We start from the raw sequence: 22,355 nt of genomic DNA, 5'->3' as shown, positions 1-22,355 counted from the left end.
TATGGTATATTATGAGTCTTTATATCGGAAAATGATATTTGTATGAAATTAAAAAATAATTTAGTATTGTAAAAATCTAATATTGTTTATAATAAACAAAATTAATAACAATAGTATAAAATTATTAAATATTAACATGTTTAGTAAAATAAACGGGAATGTTTTTAGTCTATATAAAAACGATAATGTTTATATGTTTTACACTTTTTAATAATACTAAAATGGTTAAGATAAAAAATGTACCACGTGATTTATTGAATGTAAGCAAAACAAATAAAAAATAGGGAAGATCATAGGATTAATAGTGTAAATTATTGATAAAAGAAATAAGAATTTAGTAAAATAATGAATTTTAATGATATTTTAAATTTTCTGAAAGGGGGCGGTTAGTATGAGGTTTACTATAAGATTGTTAATTACTTTTTTGCTGGTCACTTTTGTTTTCCTTTCCTTTCCTTTGCAGGAGAGGTAGTTCCTTTGATTGAAGATCCAGGGTGTAGTGTTAACTATTGCTCATGGTTTTATGTTGGTGATTTAAGGTGGCAGGCGTTTGGTGAGGCAGAGCACTACAGTTCAAATGGGACACCACTTAGTGTAACATTGGAAGTTGATTTTACATGTAAAAGCCCCTACTTTGGTGTAACATTATGTCGGGGAAAAGCTGTTGTATCAAAAATTGGTACAGTAAGAGCTACATGTTATTGCACTCCTGCAGGAGAGGCAGCTATTTGTCTAGCTTCGTGCAGTTGCAGGGGTATGTAAAATTTTTGGAGGTGGGAAAATGCTTGTTAATTTTTTTAACACACGTGTTGGATTTATAATGTTATTAATTGTATTTCTGACCATCTCATGTTTTGCACAACAATCTACAATTAGTGGTCAATTCACAGAAACAAAAGCTGGCATGTTTTACACTTTTACACGTGTGGTTCAGCTTCATGATACTCCATTAACCTCTGTTTATGCACCATTTGATCTTTACAATACAAGATTTGGTCAGATAACATTAAAAGGTGAAACTTTTGATGTTATAACCGGATTAAAAGATGGAAAAGATATAATATTGGTAGATGGAAATAGGAATAAAAATTTTTCAGATGATGAAATCTATGCTCAAACATTGTCAGGAATGAACGTTAATACATATATTGTAAAACTTATATTCAGCGATGGAAGTGGCTATTATATTGCCTTGTGGCGTATAGAAGACAAATTATACTATTGTGGTATTACCAGAAGAGAAGGCATACTTTACGTGGGAGAGAAAAGCTATAAAGCAGCGATTGCTGAGACAGATTCAGATGGATGGTACACAAAAGATGCAATATTACTTATGGTAGATTTAAATGGAAATGGTAAATTTGATGGCCCGGAGTTCTTCAGAAAGTACTTAAAGATAGGAGAAGAATATTTTACGATAGAAAGTGTTACCAAAAATGGAGAAGCTATAGTCCTTGAAAAGTCTTCAACGTCTGTACTTGTTCCATTTATAGGTGAAACGTTTCCGGATATTTCTTTTAAAGAGTTAAGTGGAAAAACTGTAAATCTAGTGGAAAAAGCGAGAGAGTGGAAAGTAATTTACTTTAATTTCTTAACCGCTTCAGAAGTGTCGAAGATAAATATGTGGCTTGATGCGTTTTCAGAATTTTTGAAAATGGGAGTAAGATCCTACGTACTACTTGTAGCTCCATCCTCTTGTAATTGCACATCATGTGAAGAGTGTTCATTGGATTTAGAATCTTTGGCAAAAAAGTATAAAGATATTACAATTGTCCCAATATCACGTGAGAAACTTGATGAGATAACAATTAGATTAAGATTGTTATATCCTGAAACCTTGATGGTGATATCTCCAGACAATGTGCTTGTTTACAGGACAAGCGCTGGAGTAGTAACAGAAGGAGTTATATGGAAACACACAATTACTATGCCAACAGTTGGGCAGATTTCTAATTTGATAGAAGCATTGGCAAAGAATTAGAATGAATTTGGAATATTTTTGTTTCTAATGTCTATTTTTATAGTTTAGCACCCTGGCCAAAGTAAAAAGTAAGTTAATTTAGAATAAAAAAAGGCTACACCTGCTAAAATTATTTTGTCTAAACATAGCAACCAGGAGGTGCATATCTTGAAGAATATTAATCACTCTTGGCAGATAGAGGATACCAGCAATGGAAGTTTGTTGAAAAAATGGAAGGAAAGGTAAAAAATTTTTGTAAAGAGAAATAAATAGATTGATATATAGCAAAAGATTGGAAATAGAATGGTATATAGAAAGGCTGAAGCAAAGGATAAAGATGAAGAGGTATTGATGAAAAAACTCTAAAAGCTCAAATTACATAAATGGTACTAGGGCAGCAGTTAATAATGTTAACACACTTTCTGCTCATTCTAAAATGATTTGATTAATTGACAAATAATTTTTACATTGGCCGGGACAAAAGTAGAAAATTAAAGAATTAGCAAAACAAAAAGGATGGAATAACCACTATTCCATCCTTTTTGTTCTGTAAATTTTATTTATTGGCTCCGGCGGAGGGACTCGAACCCCCAACCTAGTGGTTAACAGCCACCCGCTCTGCCTATTGAGCTACGCCGGAACTTATCAAAACCATTATATATTATATCATATTTTTCGTTTTTTGTCAATAATCCTTTTATTTAAGAGGGGTTAGCTTTTTTCAGACAATATAAAATATATCATATAATGTGAAAAAGTCAATATTTGTATTTTGTTAATCGAATAGAACTTTTTTAATTTTTTCAGGATCTAGTCTAAATTTTGATCCTTTTCCCTGTAAAAAATGGTGCTTTTCAAGAAGGTGTATTGATAGATCACTGTACATAATAGATTCATTATTTTTGAGATTTTTAACGACTGCTACTTTTTTTCTAAAGATACCGTCTTCAAAGGGGCATGCAAGGAATCCTCTTGCTTCATATACAAAAATTTCGAAGTTTTCATAAGTTATTGGCTCGTCCAGTCCTTTTTCTCCAACTTCAAGTAGTTTTTTCAATTTTTGTGCTACTTTATCAAAGTCGAGTTTTAAAGCAGCCATTTCTTGTTCATCCTGTAAAATTATATCAACAAGATTTCTATCATCTTCACCCAAAAATCCTTCTGCTGTTATTACTCCAGGTTTCATATTTTCTTGAGCTTTAATCATTTCAGGAGACATTTTCATACTTTTCACCTTCCTATGCGAATTTATCATAATATACATCTTTTATTCCATGTTCATTAAGTAATTTTTCACAGGCATTTATCATTCCAGGACTACCGCATAGATATCCCTCTTTTTTTGTGTTTTTGTCAACAACGTTTTCTAGGTATTTAACCATTACATCGGTTATAAGACCAACTTCACCATCCCATTTTTCTGGTTCCATTGGTCGAGAGAGAGCAGGAATAAAATGAAAATTGCTCCACTTTTTTTCTAAATCTTTAAAAAGTTCAACATAGAAAAGGTCTTTTTCAGTTCTTGCACCAAAAAAATACCATACGTTTCTATTTGTAATACCACGTTCATACATATCAAGAACAATAGACTTTATAGGTGCCATACCAGAACCTCCTGCAACACAGATCATATCGGCATCCGTATCTCTCATGTAAAATTCACCAAATGGACCTATAACTTCAAGGTTGTCTCCTTCTTTTAGATAATTGTGTACGTAAGTTGTTGCTATACCACCTGGAACTAATCTAATTAGCAAATCTATTTCATCTTTTTTACTTGGAGTAGATGCAATTGAATATGCCCTTTGTGTAGGTTGCTTTATTTTATCATATGGTGGTACAACAATTTGAACATATTGCCCAGCTTTAAAATTTATTTCTTCTGGGAGTTTTATTCTTACTTCTTTGATATCATGTGTTACATTTTTAAGTGAGACAACTTTACCTGTAAGCTTTTTAACATTAAAAAGTTCCTCTGGAAGCTGTATTTTTATGTCTTTTTTTACCTTGATTTGACAAGAAAGCCTTATATTTTCCTTTATTTCTTCCTCTGACATATAAGGAAGTTCTGTTGGAAGGTATTCTCCAACATCACTTAATACTTTAACTTTACACGCTCCACAACTTCCTCTACCTCCACAAGCAGATGGAACAAAGATATTTTCAGAAGCAAGTGTAAAAAGTAAAGGTGAGCCACCTTTTACTTTTAATTTTTTCTTTCCATTATTTATATCAATTTCCACTTCTCCATAGTTGTTTACTATTGAATCGACTATAACGATTAAAGCGGATAAAACAGATGAAACAATTCCAACGATTAATGGTGCAAGCCATATATTCATATGATCACCCCTATTGAACATTTATCATTCCGGCAAATCCCATAAAGGCCATTGCCATTATACCTATTGTAATGAGTGTAATTCCAACGCCTTTAAGCGGTGCAGGAATAGGTGCTTTATCGACTTTAATTCTTATAGCAGCAAGTAAAACTATTGCAAGCCACCATCCAAGGCCTGAACCGAGGCCAAAAAAGATTGATTGTAAAAGTGTATAGTTTCTAAGCTGCATAAATAGTGCGACACCTAAAATAGCACAGTTAACAGTTATTAATGGCAAAAAGATACCAAGGCTAATGTACAAATTTGGTGCAGTTCTATCTATTACCATTTCAAGGATTTGAACAACGGCAGCGATAACAATAATATATATGATATATCTTAGATATTCTAGTTGAAATGGTACTATGACATATTTTTCAACCAACCAGTTAATAGCAGTTGTTATTGTCATAACCATCGTAACTGCCATACCAAGCCCGTTAGATGATTTTAGACTTTTTGAGATGGATATAAACGAGCACATTCCAAGAAAGTTGGAAAGTAATATGTTACTAGTAAAGATTGAAGCAAAGAATAGAACCAGAGGATTTATATTAGGATTCATTTGGCTCCCTCCTTTTTAAAACCTTTTACTATCCATATAAATAGTGCAAGCATGAAGAAAGCACTTGGGGGCATAATCATTATTGTCCAGTTTACAAAGTTTCCTGGCATAACTTTATAGCCAAAAATAGTTCCAAAACCAAGAAGTTCTCTAAAGAATGCAATTGTCACTAGTACTATCATATAGCCAAAACCGCTTGTGATACCATCCCAGAATGAGATAAGCGGAGGATTTGATTGAGCAAATGCTTCAGCGCGCCCCATGATAATACAGTTTGTTATTATAAGACCGACATATGGTCCAAGTGCTTTGCTTACATCTGGAAGATATGCCTTTAAGATTATATCCACTATGATAACATAGAAAGATATTATTAATACTTGTGTAATCATTCTTACCTTAGATGGGATAAGATTTTTTAAAAGAGATACAGTAAGGTTTGAAAAACCTGTGACAAGCATCACACCTATTGTCATGATAAATGTATTTTTTAGATTGTTAGTAACTGCAAGAGTTGAACAAATTCCAAGCACCAGTACAAAGACAGGATTTTCATACCAAGTATTTTTCAAAAATACTTCTTTAAATTTTCCCATACTACTCACTCCTTAGAGCGTTTCTAATTTTTTCAAGTGAATCGTTGATGATATTTATAAAAAATCTCGAGGTAAGTGTAGCTCCGGTTATAGCATCTACAGAGGAATTTTCTTTGTTAAAGTCAGTAGAAACTCCAGAAACTTTGATTTTAATCTTATCTTTTACATGTTCTTCTTTAAATTGGTTTTTGAACCAATCTTCTTCAATTCTTCCTCCAAGACCAGGTGTTTCATTTTGTGAAATTATGTCTATTCCAATAATTTTATCGACGTTTTCGTTAACTGAAATGACTCCAGTTATTGTTCCCCAAAGGCCGCTCCCAGAAAAAATGTATGAATATATTTTTTCTCCATTTATAGTTGTTGTATAAAATTTTAATCCTTCTATTTCTATTTGATCGATCTTAGAATTGAAAATTTTAATTGCATCCTTTTCATCTTTATATTCAATTCCCATTGAGTTTAATATTGCACGTATTTTTGAAAAGTTTTGATTTTCAAGTACTTTGTCATAAGTTATTGAGTTTATGATTGAAAGGATCAAGACGAACACAAACGAAATAATAAAGGTGAAAATTATAGTGTATATCTTATTTTCTTTCATTTTTTCACCTTCTTTGTTACGTGATCCAAAAATGGTGCAAAGGTATTACCTAAAAGTACTGCAAAGCTTGTTCCTTCTGCAAAGAGTGAAAATGTTCTAATAATTACAATTGAAACTCCAATAATTATTCCATATATAACTTGTGCCTTTGAATTTTTTGGAGCAGTGATTGGATCTGTTGCAATGAATACTGATACAAACAATAAGCTTCCCGATAAAAGTGCAAAAATGGTAGGTGGGGCAGAAGGAATAAATATGTCAAAAACAGCGGTTAAAATAAATGCACTTGAAATTGTAGAAACAATTATTTTCCAGCTAGCAGTTTTTGTAAAAATTAAATAAATTGCTCCAATAATTATTAAAAATATCGCACTTTCACCAAGAGATCCTGATCTAAATCCTAAAAAAAGATCTTTTAAACTTAATATTTGTGATTCTTTTAGTAGTGCAAGTGGAGTTGCGGATGTTGTTGTATCAAGACCAAACGAGCCAAATTTTGGGATCATCCAACCATTTGTCATATATGATGGAAAGGCAATATAGACAAATAATCTTGCTGTGATTGCAGGATTAAAAATGTTTCTTCCAAATCCTCCATATGCTTCTTTTGCAAAAACTATACCAAATATAATACCTATTGTTGCAATCCACCATGGTGTAAGTGGTGGCAGAGAAAGGGTATATAGCATACAGGTTACTAAGACTGCTTCTGAAACTTTTTTTCCTTTCTTTTTTTCAAAGATGTATTCAGAAATAATTCCAAAGGTAAAAACAAATAAACTTAGCCAGAGAAGTCTAACGCCATAGAAAAAAAGTGAGTAAATATATATTGGAATTAATGCGTATAAAACTCTTCGCATCATTGGCTGTTTTTGAAATAGAGCCATTTTCTATCACTCCTTGTGTGTTTTTTCAAGAAGAAAAGTCCAGGCATTAACCTGGACTTTTAAAAGATTTTGTAAGTCTTATATTTTACTACCCTCACTGTAAATGTCAAATTCATCGTCTTCTCTTAATCTAAGAATGAGTTTTTTCATGTGCTTTTTTTCTTCTTCAATAACTTTTTCAATTGCGCTATTGTCAGGAACAAGCATTTTAATATCGTTATAGAATATTATAGAGTCTTTTTCAACCTCAATTGCAAATTTAATTGCATCTTTTACACTTGTTGGAATTTTTTCAATATTTAATTTTGGAAATATTACATCATCTGCAAATGCTTTTAAATAGCCAATTTCTTCTTCGTTGAGATTTAAGTTTTTTTCATCTTTAAAGTTTGATAGAATTTCTTCAAATATCTTTGCATGTTCTCTTTCTTCATTTGCAAGTTCAAGAAATAAGTCCTTTAGAGTTCCGCTTGACACATTTGAAAGTTTTTCGTAATAGGAATAGCCTGCACCTTCAATTTTTAATGCAACCCCCAAAAGTTCATTGATTGTCATAATTTAATCCCCCCTTTTTGTTTTCGTTTTACATAATTATTATACATCTTTTAACTAAAAATAAAAAATGATATGATAAATTTTTTACAATCTTTTTTTATTTTTAACTATAAAAGTATCTTAGCGAATATGATCAAAAGCGATGGCCAAAGCTATTAATGTATAAAAAATTTAATTTTAATCTTTTGGAAAATTGCTAAATCTGACAAGAAATTTATTTTTTAAAGGTAGTTAATATAAAATATATATTGTGAAATAATTAACCAGAAGGATAAAAAATTACAATAAAAATGTTGAAATTAAAGAAATTGCTTTGATGAAAAAAGAATCTTTTTTTAAAGAGTAGGAGATTTTCCATATTGTTTTTAATTTTTCTAATGTCTGCAATTAACTTGTTGAAGATTTTAAAATTTTCAGTAAAATAACTATAACCATTATTATGAAAATAATTGATAGTATATTAAAACAAAATCGCAAGAGAAAAAATAGTAAAGTATTTTTTTGGAAAACTAGAAGGAGTAATTGATATGAGATCAGATTATATGTGAGGAAGAAGGAATGATAAGTTTGTATAGAGGTAACCGTTCATCTTTACGAACAAAAAATTTGTGAAAAGGAAATTCTGAAAAATTGATACGAACATTGAAAAATGCAATATTGCTACATTGCTGAGAAAGATGAATAATTTTTGGTTGCAAAAAATTACCATTAAACATGTTATGTAAAGACCAACAAAAAATTAATTTTTAAAAATAAAAGTTAATCTGGAAAATTGGGAATGTTTAATATTGCATTAATGCTGGTATATGCACTGAGTGCAAGATTATATTTTTTTCTTTCGGTTTTTCATTTCATACATTTTTCTATCAACTACTTTGATATTTTCTTCCAAAGATTTTTTAGGGTCTAAGTACATTAAACCGTATGAAAAATCAACTATATATTCAGATTTATAAATCATTTTTTTAATTCTTTTTATTATATTTTTAGAATCTTGTATGGATGATCCTAAAAGCAAGATCAAAAATTCGTCACCACCGTACCTTATTATGATATCATTATTCCTTAGAACTTTTTTGGCTGTTTTTACAAAATTTATGAGAATTTTATCGCCGTAAATATGTCCAAATTTATCATTTATATATTTGAAATTATCCAAGTCAAGGAAAACAATAGTTATTTTTTCTCTTTTTTTTGTTGATTTTATTTCTTTTGGCAAAATTTCGTATAAATAATTTCTGTTGTATGCTTTTGTTAGTGGGTCCAAATATGATTTTTCAATATTTTTCTTATTATTTTCATAAAGAATTTCATATTCTTTTTTTAGTTTAAGATTGATTGAGATTAAAAATGAAAGAATTTCAAATAGGTGTATATCTTTTAGTGTAAAGTTGTTTATTCCTTCCTTTTCGAAAAGAACTGCTCCAAAAATACTATCCTCTATTTTTAAAGGGATTCCATATATTGAGTAAGGCTTATCAATTATCTTTATTAATTTGTAGGCTTTAGGTAAATCTATTTCTTCTGAATTTTTTACGTATAATTTTTTGCCGGTATCTATGATATATGAGGTTAAAGTTTTGTCCTTAATAATATAGTTTCTAAATTTTTTGTTTCCAATTTTTCCATAAATTATATTAATTGAACCGTCAATTTGTTTTATTCCTACAGCTAATGAATCAATTATGTTTTTTTGATAAAGAAACCTAAAGAAAGAATCTACAAATTCATATGTAGATTTATCTGAAGTAGTTAATTTAAAAAATTCTTCGGGAATTTTATAGATTGAATTTATTAATTCGTCTATATATTTATTTATATCAGAAGATAAATTTATAATTAATAGTGCTGAATAGGTGCTGTGTTTATGTCTTTCTCTTCTAAATTTAATTTTGTAAAATTCGTTGGGAAAGGAAAATAATGTTTCGTATTCGAATAATTCTTCTTCAAAATTTTGATTTAGCCTTTCTAAAAAATCTTGTATAAAAGGATAGTTCTTAATATAGAAATTAATTTTTTCTTTTGAATAATCTTTAAAATCGTTTAAATTAATTCCATGCTTTTTAAACAATTCAATTAGTGATTTGTCATAATACAAAATTTTTGAATTTTTCCAGATTATTATGTTTGAATTTTTTTTTGCAGTACGGTATATGATTTTTATTAATTTTAAAATTCTAAAAATATATACTAGCAATAAAGCAATGACCGTAACTAAAACAACTATACAAATTGACATTATCTTTTCTCCTTTTTGAGTACAAGTTGTGAATTTAAAAACTTAATATGTTACTCAATTAGTATTATACCACAGAATATACCTTAATTGTTATCTTTTATTAATCAAAAATTTACATAAAATCTGAACTTATTTAGAAGTTATCAGTCTAAATATATGACTGATAAAAAGAAAAATTTTTCGGAGGTGAGATATATGAGATATTTAGATGAAAGAATGCAAGAATTAGTCCAGCAAGCGGCAGAACGCTTATCTCAAAGAAGGCAGAACCTATTAAAACCCGAGCATGTACTATATGAAATTCTTCAAAATGAAAACATTCAAAAAATATTTGAAACGCTAAATGTACCTACTGAAGAAATCGAAGATAGGTTAGAAGAATTAATAGAAAGTCAATATGGGGTTTACTATGGTTCATCTTCAGGGGTTTATATGTCAAATGAGCTATCTAGAATTTTTGAACTTTCAAGGAAGGAAAGTAAGTTATTAGGTTCAAGCAAAGTATCACCAGTTCACTTTTTGTTAGCTTTACTAAAAGATGCATCAACTCAAAGTGCGGCTATATTATCAAAGTACAATGTAACTTATGATGCAGTTTTAAAAGCTGTCAAAGAGCTAGCAGACTCTGGAGAAATTGATGGTGAAGGAAATGTATTAGCAAAATATACTACTGATTTAACAAAATTGGCAAAAGAAGGAAAACTTTCTCCAGTTATTGGAAGGGAAAAAGAAATTGAAAGGGTAATTGAAATTCTTTCAAGAAAAACAAAGAACAATCCAGTTCTTATTGGAGATCCAGGTGTTGGAAAAACTGCAATTGTTGAAGGCCTTGCTCAAAGAATTGTTGAAGGTAAAGTTCCTGAAAAGTTGAAGAATAAGAAAATTTTAATGCTTGATTTAGGAAAAATGCTTGCAGGAAGCAAGTACAGAGGAGAATTTGAAGAGCGTTTAAAGAAAGTAATGGAAGAGATTAAGAAAATGAAAGATAATGTTATTCTATTCATTGATGAGCTACACACCATTGTCGGAGCTGGTGCAGCAGAAGGTGCAATGGATGCATCGAATATGCTTAAACCGGCACTTGCAAGAGGAGAACTTCATGCCATAGGTGCAACTACACTTGAAGAATATAGAAAACACATTGAAAAAGACAAGGCTCTTGCAAGAAGATTCCAACCAGTACTTGTTGAAGAACCAAGTGTAGAGGAAACCATAGAGATACTAAAAGGATTGCGCGAAACATATGAAAAACATCATGATATTAAGATAACAGATGATGCTATTGAAGCTGCTGCAAAGCTTTCTGCAAAGTATATCCAGGACAGATTTATGCCAGACAAGGCAATAGATTTAATAGATGAGGCAGCTGCAAAAGTAAGTTTGAGAAATAGTGATCCAAAATTGACTGATTTGAAAGAAAAAATAAAATCTTTGAGTGAAAAAATTGATGAACTTACGATTAATTCACAATATAAAGAAGCTGCGGAGATGAAGCAACAAATGTACAAAATGCAGCAGCAATACGAAGAACTCGAGAAAAAATATGGTTCAAGAGAAGTAACACCTGAAACTGTGGCAAAGGTTGTAGAATCCTGGACTGGAATTCCAGCTACAAAGATGATGGAGTCTGAAAAAGAAAAATTATTAAAATTTGAAGAGCTAGTCCATCAGAGAATGGTAGACCAAGAAGAGGCTGTAAAAGTAGTTGCTGATGCAATAAGAAAGGCAAGAGCCGGCATAAAAGATCCAAATAGGCCAATAGGAACATTCTTATTCCTAGGGCCAAGTGGTGTTGGTAAGACTGAACTTGCAAAAACAATTGCTGAATTACTCTTTGGCTCTGAAAATGCACTCATAAGGATTGATATGAGTGAATACATGGAAAAACACTCAGTTGCAAGACTTATAGGTGCACCTCCAGGATATGTTGGCTACGATCAAGGTGGACAATTAACCGAAGCAGTTAGGAGAAAACCATATAGTGTAATACTTCTTGATGAAGTAGAAAAGGCACATCCTGAGGTATTCAATGTACTCTTACAAGTCTTTGATGATGGTAGACTTACTGATGGTAAAGGTAACACAGTTGATTTTAGAAATACAATAATAATCATGACAAGTAACCTTGCAAGTGATAAGATATTGAGGAAAGTAGAAGCTGGAATTGATTTTGAAAAGATAGAAGAATCTGTACGTGAAGATTTAAAACACTACTTTAGACCAGAGTTTATAAATAGAATAGACCATGTAGTGATATTCAAGCCATTGACAAAAGAGCATATGAAAGAAATTGTAGAAAAATTAGTTGCAAGGCTTGAAAAGAGATTAAAAGAAAAGAATTTAAAGATAAAACTTACAGAAAAAGCAAAGGAATATCTAGCAGAAAAAGGTTACGATCCAGCATTTGGTGCAAGACCACTTAGAAGATTAATAGAGCGAGAAATTGAAACACCACTTTCAGTAAAAATAATTGCTGGAGAAATTGCAGAAGGAGATATTGTACTAGTTGATGAAGAAAACGGGAAATTGATTGTAGAAAAAGAAAAAGAATTGACAAAATAGAATGTGGCTCCAAGTAGGAGCCACATTTTTTATTTCACATGTGAAAGTGATATAATAAGCTTGGGAGGCGAAAGTATGGAAAAAGCAAAGAATTTTTGTCTTCCTGACAAAGATGGAAAAATGCATTGTTTGGAAGATTTTAAAGGAAAATGGGTTGTATTGTATTTTTACCCAAAAGATAATACTTCAGGTTGTACAAGAGAGGCAAAAGATTTTTCGCAATTAAAAGAAGAATTTGAAAAATTAGGTGCAGTTGTTATTGGTATAAGTAAAGATAGTCCAAAATCACATCAAAAATTTGTTGAAAAACATTTTCTTTCTATTCTTCTTTTAAGTGATGAAGATCACAAAGTTATTGAGGACTATCAAGCTTGGGGAAAGAAAAAGATGTATGGAAGAGAGTATTTTGGAGTCATTCGCAGTACCTTTTTGATCGATCCTGAAGGAAATATAGTAAAGGCTTGGAGAAATGTGAAGGTAAAGGATCATGCAAATGAAGTTTTAAATACTTTAAAAGAGCTTTTGTAATGGTATAATATTATGGTAAATAACATAATGTGTATTTAGTTAATTTTGTGAATTTTTACACTAAAAAGGGGGTGTTTTTATGGCAGATATTACTGTAAGAACTGTTATGGCGATTTTAATTGATAACAGGGAAAAAGCGGCGACAAAAGTTCAAGAACTTTTAACAGAATACGGATGCTATATTAAAACAAGATTGGGATTACATGAAGGGGTTCCACAATATTGTTCAAATTCAGGACTAATTATATTAGAACTTGTTGATGATGAATCAAAACATGAAGAGCTCAAAGAAAAGTTAAATCAAATTCCAGGAGTAAAATGTGATTTAATGAGATTGAGTTTTAACTAAAATTTAAGCCTCGGGTTTTCCGAGGCTTAAAAAATTATTTGAAAGATACTTATAAGCATTCCAAGTGGTATTCCAAAAATTTCTACGTATCTTAATTCCCTTTTTGCAAGCTTTAGTGTAACTTCTTCCATCTCTTCCAATGAATAGCTTTCTATCTTTTCCTTTATTATTTCTTTGAAAGATATTTTTTCAAAGAATTTTTCAATTAGACTAATTATTCTATTTTCATATTTTGTAAAAATATCTATTAACAATTTTTCTATGTCAAGGCCAAGATAGTTTAATAGTTTTTTTATGTCTATTTTTCTTTCTAATAGAATCGAAATTTCTTTAATTGTGACATCAAAGATGTTAGTTTTTAGGTTGGTGATAAGGCTTTTAAATTGTTCAAATGTTAAAAGATCTTCTATTTTTCTATTGATAATCTTTTGTTCTATAGTTTTCTTTAAATTGTTATAGATCTTACCTTTTTGTTGGATGTCGTTTTTAACATCATCAAAGAATTTATCAATCAATGGTTCAACAAAAGAGCCTATAGGAATAATTGGAATTTTAATCTTTGAAATTAGAAATTCTTTTACTTTTTCCTTTGAAGAATCATCTAGAAAATTATTAATGTTGTTAATTAAAACCTCTGATATATCAATGTTGAGTTCAGATAAACTTTTTTCTTTTATTAAATTCCAGATCTTTTCTTCGTCAATTTTTTCAAAAATGAATTTAGTTATCTTTTTTTCTAATTCTCTGTCGTTTGTTATATTCTTTAGTGGTGGTATTACTAGTTCTTTTGAGTTTAAAAATTCAATTATTGAATTTACGAAGTTTTCTTTGTTTTTTTCTATAAACTCACGCAATGATTTTGGGTTTATAAACTCTTCTTCTATTATCTTTGAGGTGCTATTTGCTATTTCATCCCTTTTTTTGGGAATAACTCCTTGAAATCCAAAAACTTTTCTTTTTGGGTTAAAAAGCATCCATATTGCAAGAATATTTGTTATATACCCAACAAGCCCTCCTATGGATAAAAGTCCGATTATTTTAAAGGCAGGTATATTAAAATTTGTGTATATATTGTAACTTACTATGTAAGTTAAAAGTAGGATCCAGAATAAAATATCTTTTGCAAGCTTTTTAATCATATAATTCCTCCTTTCAAATTAATTTTAGTGTATATTTAATTTTTTTCAAGTCTTTAATGATAAAATAGTGTTTGAAGGGAGATGAAATTATTAAATTACAAAAGTATTTGCAAATGTGTGGATTTGCAAGGAGAAAGGCGGATCAATATATAATTGCAGGTAGAGTGACAGTCAATGGAAAAGTTGTTGACAAACCTTGGTTTGATGTAAAAGATAATGATATTGTAATGCTTGATAATAAAAAATTAAAGATAAATCAGAAATTTGAATATTACGTTCTTCATAAGCCAAAAGGTTATGCAACGACTTTGTATGATCCAAAGCAGAAAAAGACAATTAAAGAATTGATAAAGCATATAAAAACACCAATCAAGCCTGCAGGAAGACTTGATAAAGACGCGACGGGAGTTTTGATTTTAACAAACGATGGTAAATTAATAGATATTCTTACAAATGCAAAGTATGGAGTAAAAAAAGAATATATAGTTAAAGTTTCTGGTAGTGTAAATTTTAATGATTTGTTGAAGTTAAAGAAAGGGATATACGATGAAGGAGATTTTTTAAGACTTGAATATTTTGATATTTTAGAAAAAGGTTTTGATTATTCTATTATAAAAGTGGTGCTTATAAAAGGCAAAAAACATGAGATAAAGAGACTTTTTAAATCAATAGGTCACAAAGTACTTGAGCTAAAAAGGATATCTCACGGTCCTGTATCTATTTCAATTGTTCCAAATGAAGGAGATTTAAAGAAATTAAATGGAAAAGATTTAGAAAAACTTTTAAAGCTAAAAAAGGGGAGGAAAAATAAATGACGGTACTAGTTGCAGGTGGAGCCGGCTACATAGGTTCACACGTGTGTAAGATGTTAAAAGAAAGAGGATATGATGTTGTAGTAATTGATAATCTTTCTCACGGGCATAAAAGTTTTGCAAGGTATGGAGAATTTGTTCTTGGGGATATTTCAGATGAAAATTTGTTGGACCTTGTATTTAAGACGTATAAAATAGATGCGGTAATGCATTTTTGTGCATATATCGAAGTGGGAGAGTCTGTTGTTGATCCTTATAAATATTATCAAAACAATGTTTCAAATACTCTTACTTTATTAAATTCAATGCTTAAGCATGATGTTAAGTATTTTATTTTTTCTTCTACTGCAGCTGTATATGGAATGCCTCAGAGAATACCGATTAAAGAGGATGATCCAAAAACGCCAATTAATCCATATGGTAAAAGTAAATATATGATTGAGCAGATCTTGGATGATTTTGATAGGGCATACGGTTTAAAAAGTATAAGGTTTAGATATTTTAACGCAGCAGGTGCAGATGAATCATTGGAAATTGGAGAAGCTCATGAGCCAGAAACTCACCTGATTCCTTTAATTTTAGATGCTGCACTTTCTGTAAGAGAAAGTATAAAAATTTTTGGAACGGACTATGAAACAAAAGATGGAACTTGTATAAGGGATTTTGTTCATGTAAATGATTTGGCTGATGCACACATTAAAGGCCTTGAGTATTTAATGAGTGAAAAGAAGACTGATTATTTTAATCTTGGAAGTGGTTCTGGGTTCTCGGTCCGTGAAGTTATTGAAAAAGTAAAAGAAGTTACAAACGTAGATTTTAAAGTTGAAGAAGTTGATAGAAGACCGGGAGATCCAGCATACCTTATTGCAGACAACACAAAAGCAAGAAAAATACTTGGATGGGAACCAAAATACGATCTTGAAAAGATTATTCAAACTGCATGGAATTGGCATAAAATTTTGAGGAAAAAGTGAGGCGATATTTATGTCTGTATTAGAAAAGATTAGAAAGGATATAAATAGGAATTATTTTATATCTGCATCAGCAGGAACTGGAAAGACATATACAATAACAAATTATTATGTAGAAATATTGAAAAAATATGAAAAAGAAAACTATCCAGAGATAGTTGATGAAATTGTAGTTGTTACTTTTACAAGAAAAGCAGCAGCTGAAATGAAAGAAAGAATTGTGGAACTTGTCAATGAAGAATTTTCAAAGTCTAAAAATAAAGAGTATTGGTCAAAGGTGAAAAATAATTTATCAAGAGCCATAATCTCTACAATAGATAGTTTTTGCCAAAGAATTTTAAGAGAAGAAAATATTAATGCAAAGATTGATCCAAGCTTTTCTATAATAAGCAATGCAAAGATGGAAAAATACATTGAAAGAGCTGTTTTTTTAACTTTAAGATATGTATTTCAGTTATTTGATTTTGATGAAGTTAGTATAACTTGCAATATACCTAGTGAAAGAAAAAAACAGGTAAAAAATTATCTTGAAACTTTAAAAAAATACAAAGATGAGATAAGAAAATTGTTTGTAAATGAATATAAAGATCTTAACAAATTTATGGAAACTTTAAAAGATGTGCTTAAACATTGGAGAGTTGAAATGAAGAGGGCCTCTGTGCCTGAAAAATTATTTAGTATTGATAAGATAAAATCAAGAAGTCTTGAGGTATTTAAGTACATGCTTCTTATTTCGAAAGAAATATATGAAGGATATACTATAGATAATTTTGAATTTGATTTTAAGGCGGTTCTAGAAAAGACATTGGATTTCCTTGAACAAGATGAGATGAGAAAAAAATATCAAAAGAAATTTAAGTACATCATTGTTGATGAATTTCAGGATACAAATTATCTACAAAAAGAGCTTTTTGATAAACTTCATGGAGAAGATAATTATTTGTTCTATGTTGGAGATAGAAAACAATCAATTTATAGGTTTAGAAATGCAGATGTCTCTGTGTTTTTAGAAACTCAAAATGAATTTGAAAAGCGTGGAGAAAGAGTTCTTGCGCTCAAGGAAAATTTCAGATCTAACCATGTCTTAGTAAAATATTTTAACTTAATATCTGAAAAAAAGATATTTAGCAAGACTATAATAAAAAATTCTAAAAATGAGGAAGTAGATGAATTTGAAGTATTTAAGACTATTTCACCAGATTTGTACAATAAACTTTGGTATAACAAAGAATTTGATGAATCAATTCCTATGAGAATATATGATGGGGAGGTTCCAGCTTTAAAAGATAAAAATTCAAGAATAAAATATGTACTAGTTAATAATGGTGGTAAAAAGAAAGAAGAAAAAGGAGAAAAGGAAGCATTGGTTGCAGCGTATATAATAAAAAATCTTGTTGGTAAAACTATGACTGTAAAAGAAAAAGATGGTTATGTAAAGAGAAAGATAAAGTATTCAGATTTTGTTATTCTTCGGTCAACTCTTAGTAATCAAGAAGAGGTATACAAGAATGTTTTTAAAAAATTTAATATTCCACTTCACGTTGTTTCAAGTAAAGGTTTTTTTGAAAGGCTTGAAATAAAGGCGCTTTTAAATGCTTTATATGCTGTACAAAACCCAAATAATGATTTTTACTTTACACAATTTTTCTTTTCACCACTGGTTCTTGCAAAGTTTGGAGATTATGTAAAAGTTATTTCAAAAAATACTCAATTAAAAAAAGAAGGAATTTTAGATGAGTCTCTTTTTCAAACAGCTAAAAAGATTAAATTTGATGATGAAAAAGTAAATAAAGCAATTGAAGTGCTAGAGAAATACTCCCAACTTAAATACTTTATTAGACCTGCTGAAGTTTTAAAAGGGCTTGTAAGAGAGCTAAATTACTTTGAAAAACTCGTCTATTTTGAAGATTTTCAAAATGCAATATTAAATGTAAAAAAGCTTATTTTAGATGCATCTGCAATTGATCAGATGGCAGAATCTTTTTCACAACTTGTAAAGTTAATTGAAAAACTTTCTATGGAGAATGAATCTGAAGCAGCAACGGAAGATGAAAATTCAGATAGTGTAAAACTTATGACAATACATGCATCAAAGGGTCTTGAATTTAAGATAGTGATTTTAGGAGATCTTTATTCAGAAGAGACAAAATCTAATAGAAATGTAATGTTTTCAAAGGAAAGAGAAACGACATATTACATTTTAAGAAAATTTTTTGATGATTTAAAGAAAGAAACAAAGGATGATGAAAGAATATTTGAGGCGATAAAGGAATTTTACAAAGATGGAGTATACGACAAAACAGAAGATAGGAGAAAGCTGTATGTTGCTATTACAAGAGCCTCTGAAATGTTTATACCAATTATATTTAAGGATTCTAAAGATGATACCTTGGCAAATTATCTGAAACTTTCAGATCAGGAAAAAGAAGAATTAAAGGGGTTAATTGGTGATTTTGAGGAAGTAGAAATTGACGTTGAAAAAGATATAAAATTTGATGAAGAAAGTACAAAGCAAGTATTTGAAAAGAAGGATATACCACAATTGCATCTTAAAGATTTAAACGGACTGTCGTATAAATCTTATATTTCACCGACTACTTTGTATGGATATCTTGGAAATGAGAAAGAGGCGAAAGAAGAAGATATTTTACTTTTATTTGATGAAAAAACTTCTGAAGGTTCAGATATACACAGAAAACTTTCTTCTGTAAATACTATTTCTCAATTAAGATACCTTGAAGAGGAAAAGATTTTAAAAGTGAAAATTTCAGATAAGTTGGAATCACTTTTTGAGGGAGCAAATATTATATCTGAGTGGAGAATTGTAAAGCCATTTTTTGTAAATGATAGAAGATACATGCTTTTTGGAATTCCTGATAAGGTCTTATTTAAAGCTAATAAGATATATGTTCTTGATTTTAAGAATGTTGACTTTAAAAACTCAAAAAATATTGAAAAATACAAATTTCAAATAAAGTTTTATATGTATCTTTTAAAAGATTTTGGTGTTCCAGAAAAGGGATATATTATTTCTACAAAAACAGGAGAATTTATAGAAGTTATCTTAGAAGAAAATTTTGAAGAAAAAATAAAAGCTGCAATTGAAAATTTTGAATCTTGCAAGAAGGTGAAAGCATGAAAAAGGCCATAGTTGTCGATATAGATAAAGGTCATTTTGATTATATGGCTAATGAAATGCTAAATTATTATGATCCATTTTCATTTTTGTTCATTGGTCCCACCGGATATTATGTTAGACAGATATCAGATAAATTTTCTCAGAAATTTGGTAAGGCAATTAACAGAGATGCTTTTAGGGTTATAAATCAGTACGTTGTAGAAACTCTTCTTAGAAATAATATAGACGCGGTATTCTTTGATAGGGATTTTTTTAAGGCTTTTATAGCACAGAAGATAGAAGAGTATGAAAATTCAGCCATTGATGATGATAGTTACAGAGAGTTTATAAAAATTGTTTCAAAGTCAAAGGGAATTTTAGAATACATTCTTGATTTGTTTGAAAAGGCATGGGAAATGCGAAACTCAAGTTTTGAAAAATTACCGCCCTATTATATGGAAATTAGTGAACTTTTAAATAATGAAAGTAACGTTTCAAGGCTTATTAATGAGTTGTTAAAGGACATAAGTTTAACACTTCAAAAGAGTGAGATAGTATATGACTCAATTACTTCATATAAATGGTACGTTGAAAATGCAAAGTATGTTGAATCAAAGAGAAAAACACTTGTTGTAAGTGGCTTTTTTGATATAACACCTATTTTGAGACAGGTTTTAAAAGAAATGTTTAATCATTTTGAAGATGTTTATTTTTATGTATGGAGAAAGATAGATGATAGAGCTTTTAGTCAACTTGATATGATATATGAATTTTTAGTCGAAAGTGGATTTGAGATTGAAGAGTCAAAAACAGAAAAATTAAATTTAAAGGAGAAAACAGTAATTATTGGATACAAGAATGTTATAAGTGAAATTGTTAATGTTAGTGGAAAAGTGAAAAAACTGATCCTTTCTGGGGTAAATCCTTCCGATATTGCTATAGTTGCTCCTAATATTCAAATAGCAAAACAAATTGCAGAAAAATTAGATGAAATGAAAGTTCCGTTTAATCTTTCAATGAGTGTAAAACTTTCAGAGAGTAAAGTAGTTAAGATGATTCTTCAACCTTTTAAGACAAAATATTTTGGGTATGATTTAGAAAATATCTTTGCAACTTTAGAAACACCTTTTATAGATACATTAGGGCTTACGATGGATCAAATTGAATCATTGTTTAAGGAATTTTCTATTGAAGAAGGAGATTTTTCAAAAAGTATAATAGAAAAAATAAATGAAAGAATTAAAGAACTAGAAAATGTTGAAGATGAAGATGTAATGCAGCAAGTAGAAGAAAAGAAAGAAGAGTATTTAAAGTTTTCAAAGGTATTGGAAAATGTATTTGGTTTGTTTGAAGAGATAGATAAAAATATAAAGGATGATTTTTTTGTCTTTCTTAAAAAATTTATTAAAGAAAAATTCTTAGATAAGTTTGAGATTTTTAATAACGATGAATATATAAACATAATTCAAGAGGAAATTAGTGCCCTGTACAAATTTTCTGAAGTTATAGATAACCTCTTGCAGTATAACATGGGAAAAACCTCTTGGAGGAATATGTTTAAGATTTTAACAAGTATTGTAAATGCTGAAAATTACAGACTTTCTCCAAGAAAAGAAAATGCAGTTGATATAGTGGATGTTCAAATTGCACGATTTGTGGAAAAAGAATACAAATTCTTTGTAAATGCGGTGGATGGTGTTTATCCTAGCTTTAATGTTAATCCACTTATCTTGCAAACACTTTCAGATCCAAACAAGTTGAAATCTTTTAATGAAGAAGTAGAAAGGCGAAATTTTGTACTTTCACTTATATTTTCTTCACATAACTATATTTCGTATCCTAAAGCTACACTCTCAGGTGATCCTGTTGTTCCATCTATATACGCAGCAGAGTTTGGAAAAATTAAAGAAGAAAGTGATGAAAGCTATATTTTGCTTGATCCAGAGATGATCTTTTCTGAAGAAGATAAAAGGATATATGAGGCATATTTTGGGGAAAATAAATTGATATTAAACGAAGAATTTAAAAGTGATGTGGAGGTAAAAAGGTTAAGTCATAGTAGAATTTCAGATTATGTAAGTTGTCCATTATATTATTATTTTAAACATGTTGCTGGTATAAGGTATTATAACCAAGATAAATCGAGTCTTTATAAAGGAATATTGTATCATAGGGTGCTGAAAAATTACTTTGAAAAAGAAATTTCATATAATAAAGAAAGGATAAAAAATTATGTAGAAGAGGCATATGATGAAATTTATAAAGAAGAATTTGATAGGTATAAAATCCCCAGAGAAATAAAGGTAGAAGAATTTACTAAAAAATTGGAAGAATTTATCGAAAAACTCTTCAGCGAAAGTTATCTAAAGATTGGAAGAGAATTTTTAGAAATTAAAGTGCCAAAGTCTTTGGAAGAGGTGTTTAAGGTCAATAGTTTGTTTAATAGAAATGTAGAATTTGAAGCAAGGATTGATAGAATAGATGAACTTGATAATAATTATACAAATTTTGTTGGTAAAAAAATCGCTGAAGTTACTGATAATATGGGAAAAATTGACAAAAAAGCTTATGCGATAGTTGATTATAAAACTAAAGCTAGTAATTCTAAATTAGTTGAACAATTGCTATTGTATGATTATGTAATAAGAGAAAAAAACGAAGAAGATTTTGATACTTATCTAATATTTTTAGGAATAGAAGATAAAAAATCTTACTTTTTAAAGAGAGAGGGTAATAGTTTGTATGTTAAAAGAAAAGGTAAGGCGCTTGGCTTTGATAAAGTAGACTATAGCTTTTTTAAAGAGTGGATGGAAAGTATATTGGATGAGATTCTTTCAGGCGAGTTTAAACCAATTTTTGTAGAAAGAAAATTTGAACCATTTTTAAATTATTTAGTAAAGAATAATTTTGAAGTTGCTAAAGGTAAAGAAAAAACATGTATAGGGAGGAATCATAAGTGCGAATATTCCGAGATTTGTGGAGGATTTGAAGTATATAAAGATATAAAATTAGTCAAGTAATTTTTTCTTTCTTGTTAACAAAAAGGTACAAAAAAATTAAATCATTGTTGTTTTTGCTTTTTGTTGTTA

Annotated in this window: 17 protein-coding genes and 1 tRNA gene; 8 read left to right on the top strand and 10 right to left on the bottom strand. The window is 29.6% G+C overall.

Annotation, left to right across the window (positions count from 1 at the left end):
* The first annotated feature begins 781 nt into the window (after positions 1-781).
* The gene (locus HNP65_RS05720) at positions 782-1,981 is read left to right on the top strand and encodes a hypothetical protein (RefSeq protein ID WP_184619337.1); all 1,200 of its coding nucleotides are present in this window, start codon (positions 782-784) and stop codon (positions 1,979-1,981) included.
* Between the two features lie 543 nt (positions 1,982-2,524).
* Here the strand turns inward: HNP65_RS05720 and HNP65_RS05715 are convergent.
* From HNP65_RS05715 to HNP65_RS05675, 9 genes are all read right to left on the bottom strand, one after another.
* Positions 2,525-2,600 (bottom strand) — tRNA-Asn (locus tag HNP65_RS05715).
* Positions 2,601-2,735: 135 nt separating this feature from the next.
* Positions 2,736-3,185 carry a hypothetical protein gene (locus tag HNP65_RS05710; RefSeq protein ID WP_184619336.1) on the bottom strand — a complete coding sequence of 150 codons (450 nt, stop codon included), beginning with the start codon at positions 3,183-3,185 and terminating at the stop codon, positions 2,736-2,738.
* A gap of 13 nt (positions 3,186-3,198) precedes the next feature.
* Complete coding sequence (locus tag HNP65_RS05705; RefSeq protein ID WP_184619335.1) at positions 3,199-4,302, bottom strand: NADH:ubiquinone reductase (Na(+)-transporting) subunit F; 1,104 nt, start codon at positions 4,300-4,302, stop codon at positions 3,199-3,201.
* A 10-nt stretch (positions 4,303-4,312) separates the two neighbouring features.
* Positions 4,313-4,906, bottom strand: a complete 594-nt coding sequence (locus tag HNP65_RS05700; protein ID WP_184619334.1) for an electron transport complex protein RnfA — start codon at positions 4,904-4,906, stop codon at positions 4,313-4,315.
* Positions 4,903-5,502, bottom strand: coding sequence for an NADH:ubiquinone reductase (Na(+)-transporting) subunit D (locus HNP65_RS05695; RefSeq protein ID WP_184619333.1), 600 nt, complete (start codon positions 5,500-5,502; stop codon positions 4,903-4,905). The genes HNP65_RS05700 and HNP65_RS05695 overlap by 4 nt, the downstream gene beginning before the upstream one ends.
* Before the next feature lies 1 nt (position 5,503).
* Positions 5,504-6,106 carry an FMN-binding protein gene (locus HNP65_RS05690; RefSeq protein WP_184619332.1) on the bottom strand — a complete coding sequence of 201 codons (603 nt, stop codon included), beginning with the start codon at positions 6,104-6,106 and terminating at the stop codon, positions 5,504-5,506.
* On the bottom strand, positions 6,103-6,993 hold the full coding sequence (locus HNP65_RS05685) for an RnfABCDGE type electron transport complex subunit D (RefSeq protein ID WP_184619331.1): 891 nt from the start codon (positions 6,991-6,993) through the stop codon (positions 6,103-6,105). The genes HNP65_RS05690 and HNP65_RS05685 overlap by 4 nt, the downstream gene beginning before the upstream one ends.
* Before the next feature lie 78 nt (positions 6,994-7,071).
* Positions 7,072-7,548 (bottom strand): ferritin family protein, encoded by a 477-nt coding sequence (locus tag HNP65_RS05680; protein WP_184619330.1) that lies wholly within the window; start codon positions 7,546-7,548, stop codon positions 7,072-7,074.
* An 823-nt stretch (positions 7,549-8,371) separates the two neighbouring features.
* Positions 8,372-9,787 (bottom strand): sensor domain-containing diguanylate cyclase, encoded by a 1,416-nt coding sequence (locus tag HNP65_RS05675; RefSeq protein ID WP_184619329.1) that lies wholly within the window; start codon positions 9,785-9,787, stop codon positions 8,372-8,374.
* Positions 9,788-9,982: 195 nt separating this feature from the next.
* Here HNP65_RS05675 and HNP65_RS05670 point away from each other — a divergent pair, with 195 nt between their 5' ends.
* The 3 genes from HNP65_RS05670 (at position 9,983) to HNP65_RS05660 (ending at position 13,226) form a co-directional block, all read left to right on the top strand.
* Entirely contained in the window at positions 9,983-12,349 is a 2,367-nt protein-coding gene (locus tag HNP65_RS05670; protein ID WP_184619328.1) for an ATP-dependent Clp protease ATP-binding subunit, read from the top strand.
* Positions 12,350-12,424: 75 nt separating this feature from the next.
* Complete coding sequence (gene bcp / locus HNP65_RS05665; protein WP_184619327.1) at positions 12,425-12,877, top strand: thioredoxin-dependent thiol peroxidase; 453 nt, start codon at positions 12,425-12,427, stop codon at positions 12,875-12,877.
* A gap of 79 nt (positions 12,878-12,956) precedes the next feature.
* Positions 12,957-13,226, top strand: a complete 270-nt coding sequence (locus tag HNP65_RS05660; RefSeq protein WP_184619326.1) for a CPF_0552 family protein — start codon at positions 12,957-12,959, stop codon at positions 13,224-13,226.
* A 26-nt stretch (positions 13,227-13,252) separates the two neighbouring features.
* Here the strand turns inward: HNP65_RS05660 and HNP65_RS05655 are convergent, their stop codons facing one another.
* Positions 13,253-14,365, bottom strand: a complete 1,113-nt coding sequence (locus HNP65_RS05655; RefSeq protein WP_184619325.1) for a DUF445 domain-containing protein — start codon at positions 14,363-14,365, stop codon at positions 13,253-13,255.
* Between the two features lie 71 nt (positions 14,366-14,436).
* Here HNP65_RS05655 and HNP65_RS05650 point away from each other — a divergent pair, with 71 nt between their 5' ends.
* Genes HNP65_RS05650 through HNP65_RS05635 form a run of 4 tightly spaced genes read left to right on the top strand, consistent with a single transcriptional unit; the run spans position 14,437 to position 22,286 of the window.
* Positions 14,437-15,180: a pseudouridine synthase gene (locus tag HNP65_RS05650; protein ID WP_184619324.1), complete on the top strand. Its 744-nt coding sequence runs from the start codon at positions 14,437-14,439 to the stop codon at positions 15,178-15,180.
* Positions 15,177-16,151 (top strand): UDP-glucose 4-epimerase GalE, encoded by a 975-nt coding sequence (gene galE / locus HNP65_RS05645; RefSeq protein ID WP_184619323.1) that lies wholly within the window; start codon positions 15,177-15,179, stop codon positions 16,149-16,151. The genes HNP65_RS05650 and galE overlap by 4 nt, the downstream gene beginning before the upstream one ends.
* A 10-nt stretch (positions 16,152-16,161) precedes the next feature.
* The gene (locus tag HNP65_RS05640; protein ID WP_184619322.1) at positions 16,162-19,287 is read left to right on the top strand and encodes a UvrD-helicase domain-containing protein; all 3,126 of its coding nucleotides are present in this window, start codon (positions 16,162-16,164) and stop codon (positions 19,285-19,287) included.
* The gene (locus HNP65_RS05635) at positions 19,284-22,286 is read left to right on the top strand and encodes a PD-(D/E)XK nuclease family protein (RefSeq protein WP_184619321.1); all 3,003 of its coding nucleotides are present in this window, start codon (positions 19,284-19,286) and stop codon (positions 22,284-22,286) included. The genes HNP65_RS05640 and HNP65_RS05635 overlap by 4 nt, the downstream gene beginning before the upstream one ends.
* The last annotated feature ends 69 nt before the right edge of the window (positions 22,287-22,355 follow it).

It is taken from the genome of Thermosipho japonicus, assembly GCF_014201655.1.
Lineage (GTDB): Bacteria > Thermotogota > Thermotogae > Thermotogales > Fervidobacteriaceae > Thermosipho > Thermosipho japonicus.
The sequence above is the reverse complement of the archived record's forward strand: the minus strand, read 5'-3'. Positions and strand labels throughout refer to the sequence as shown.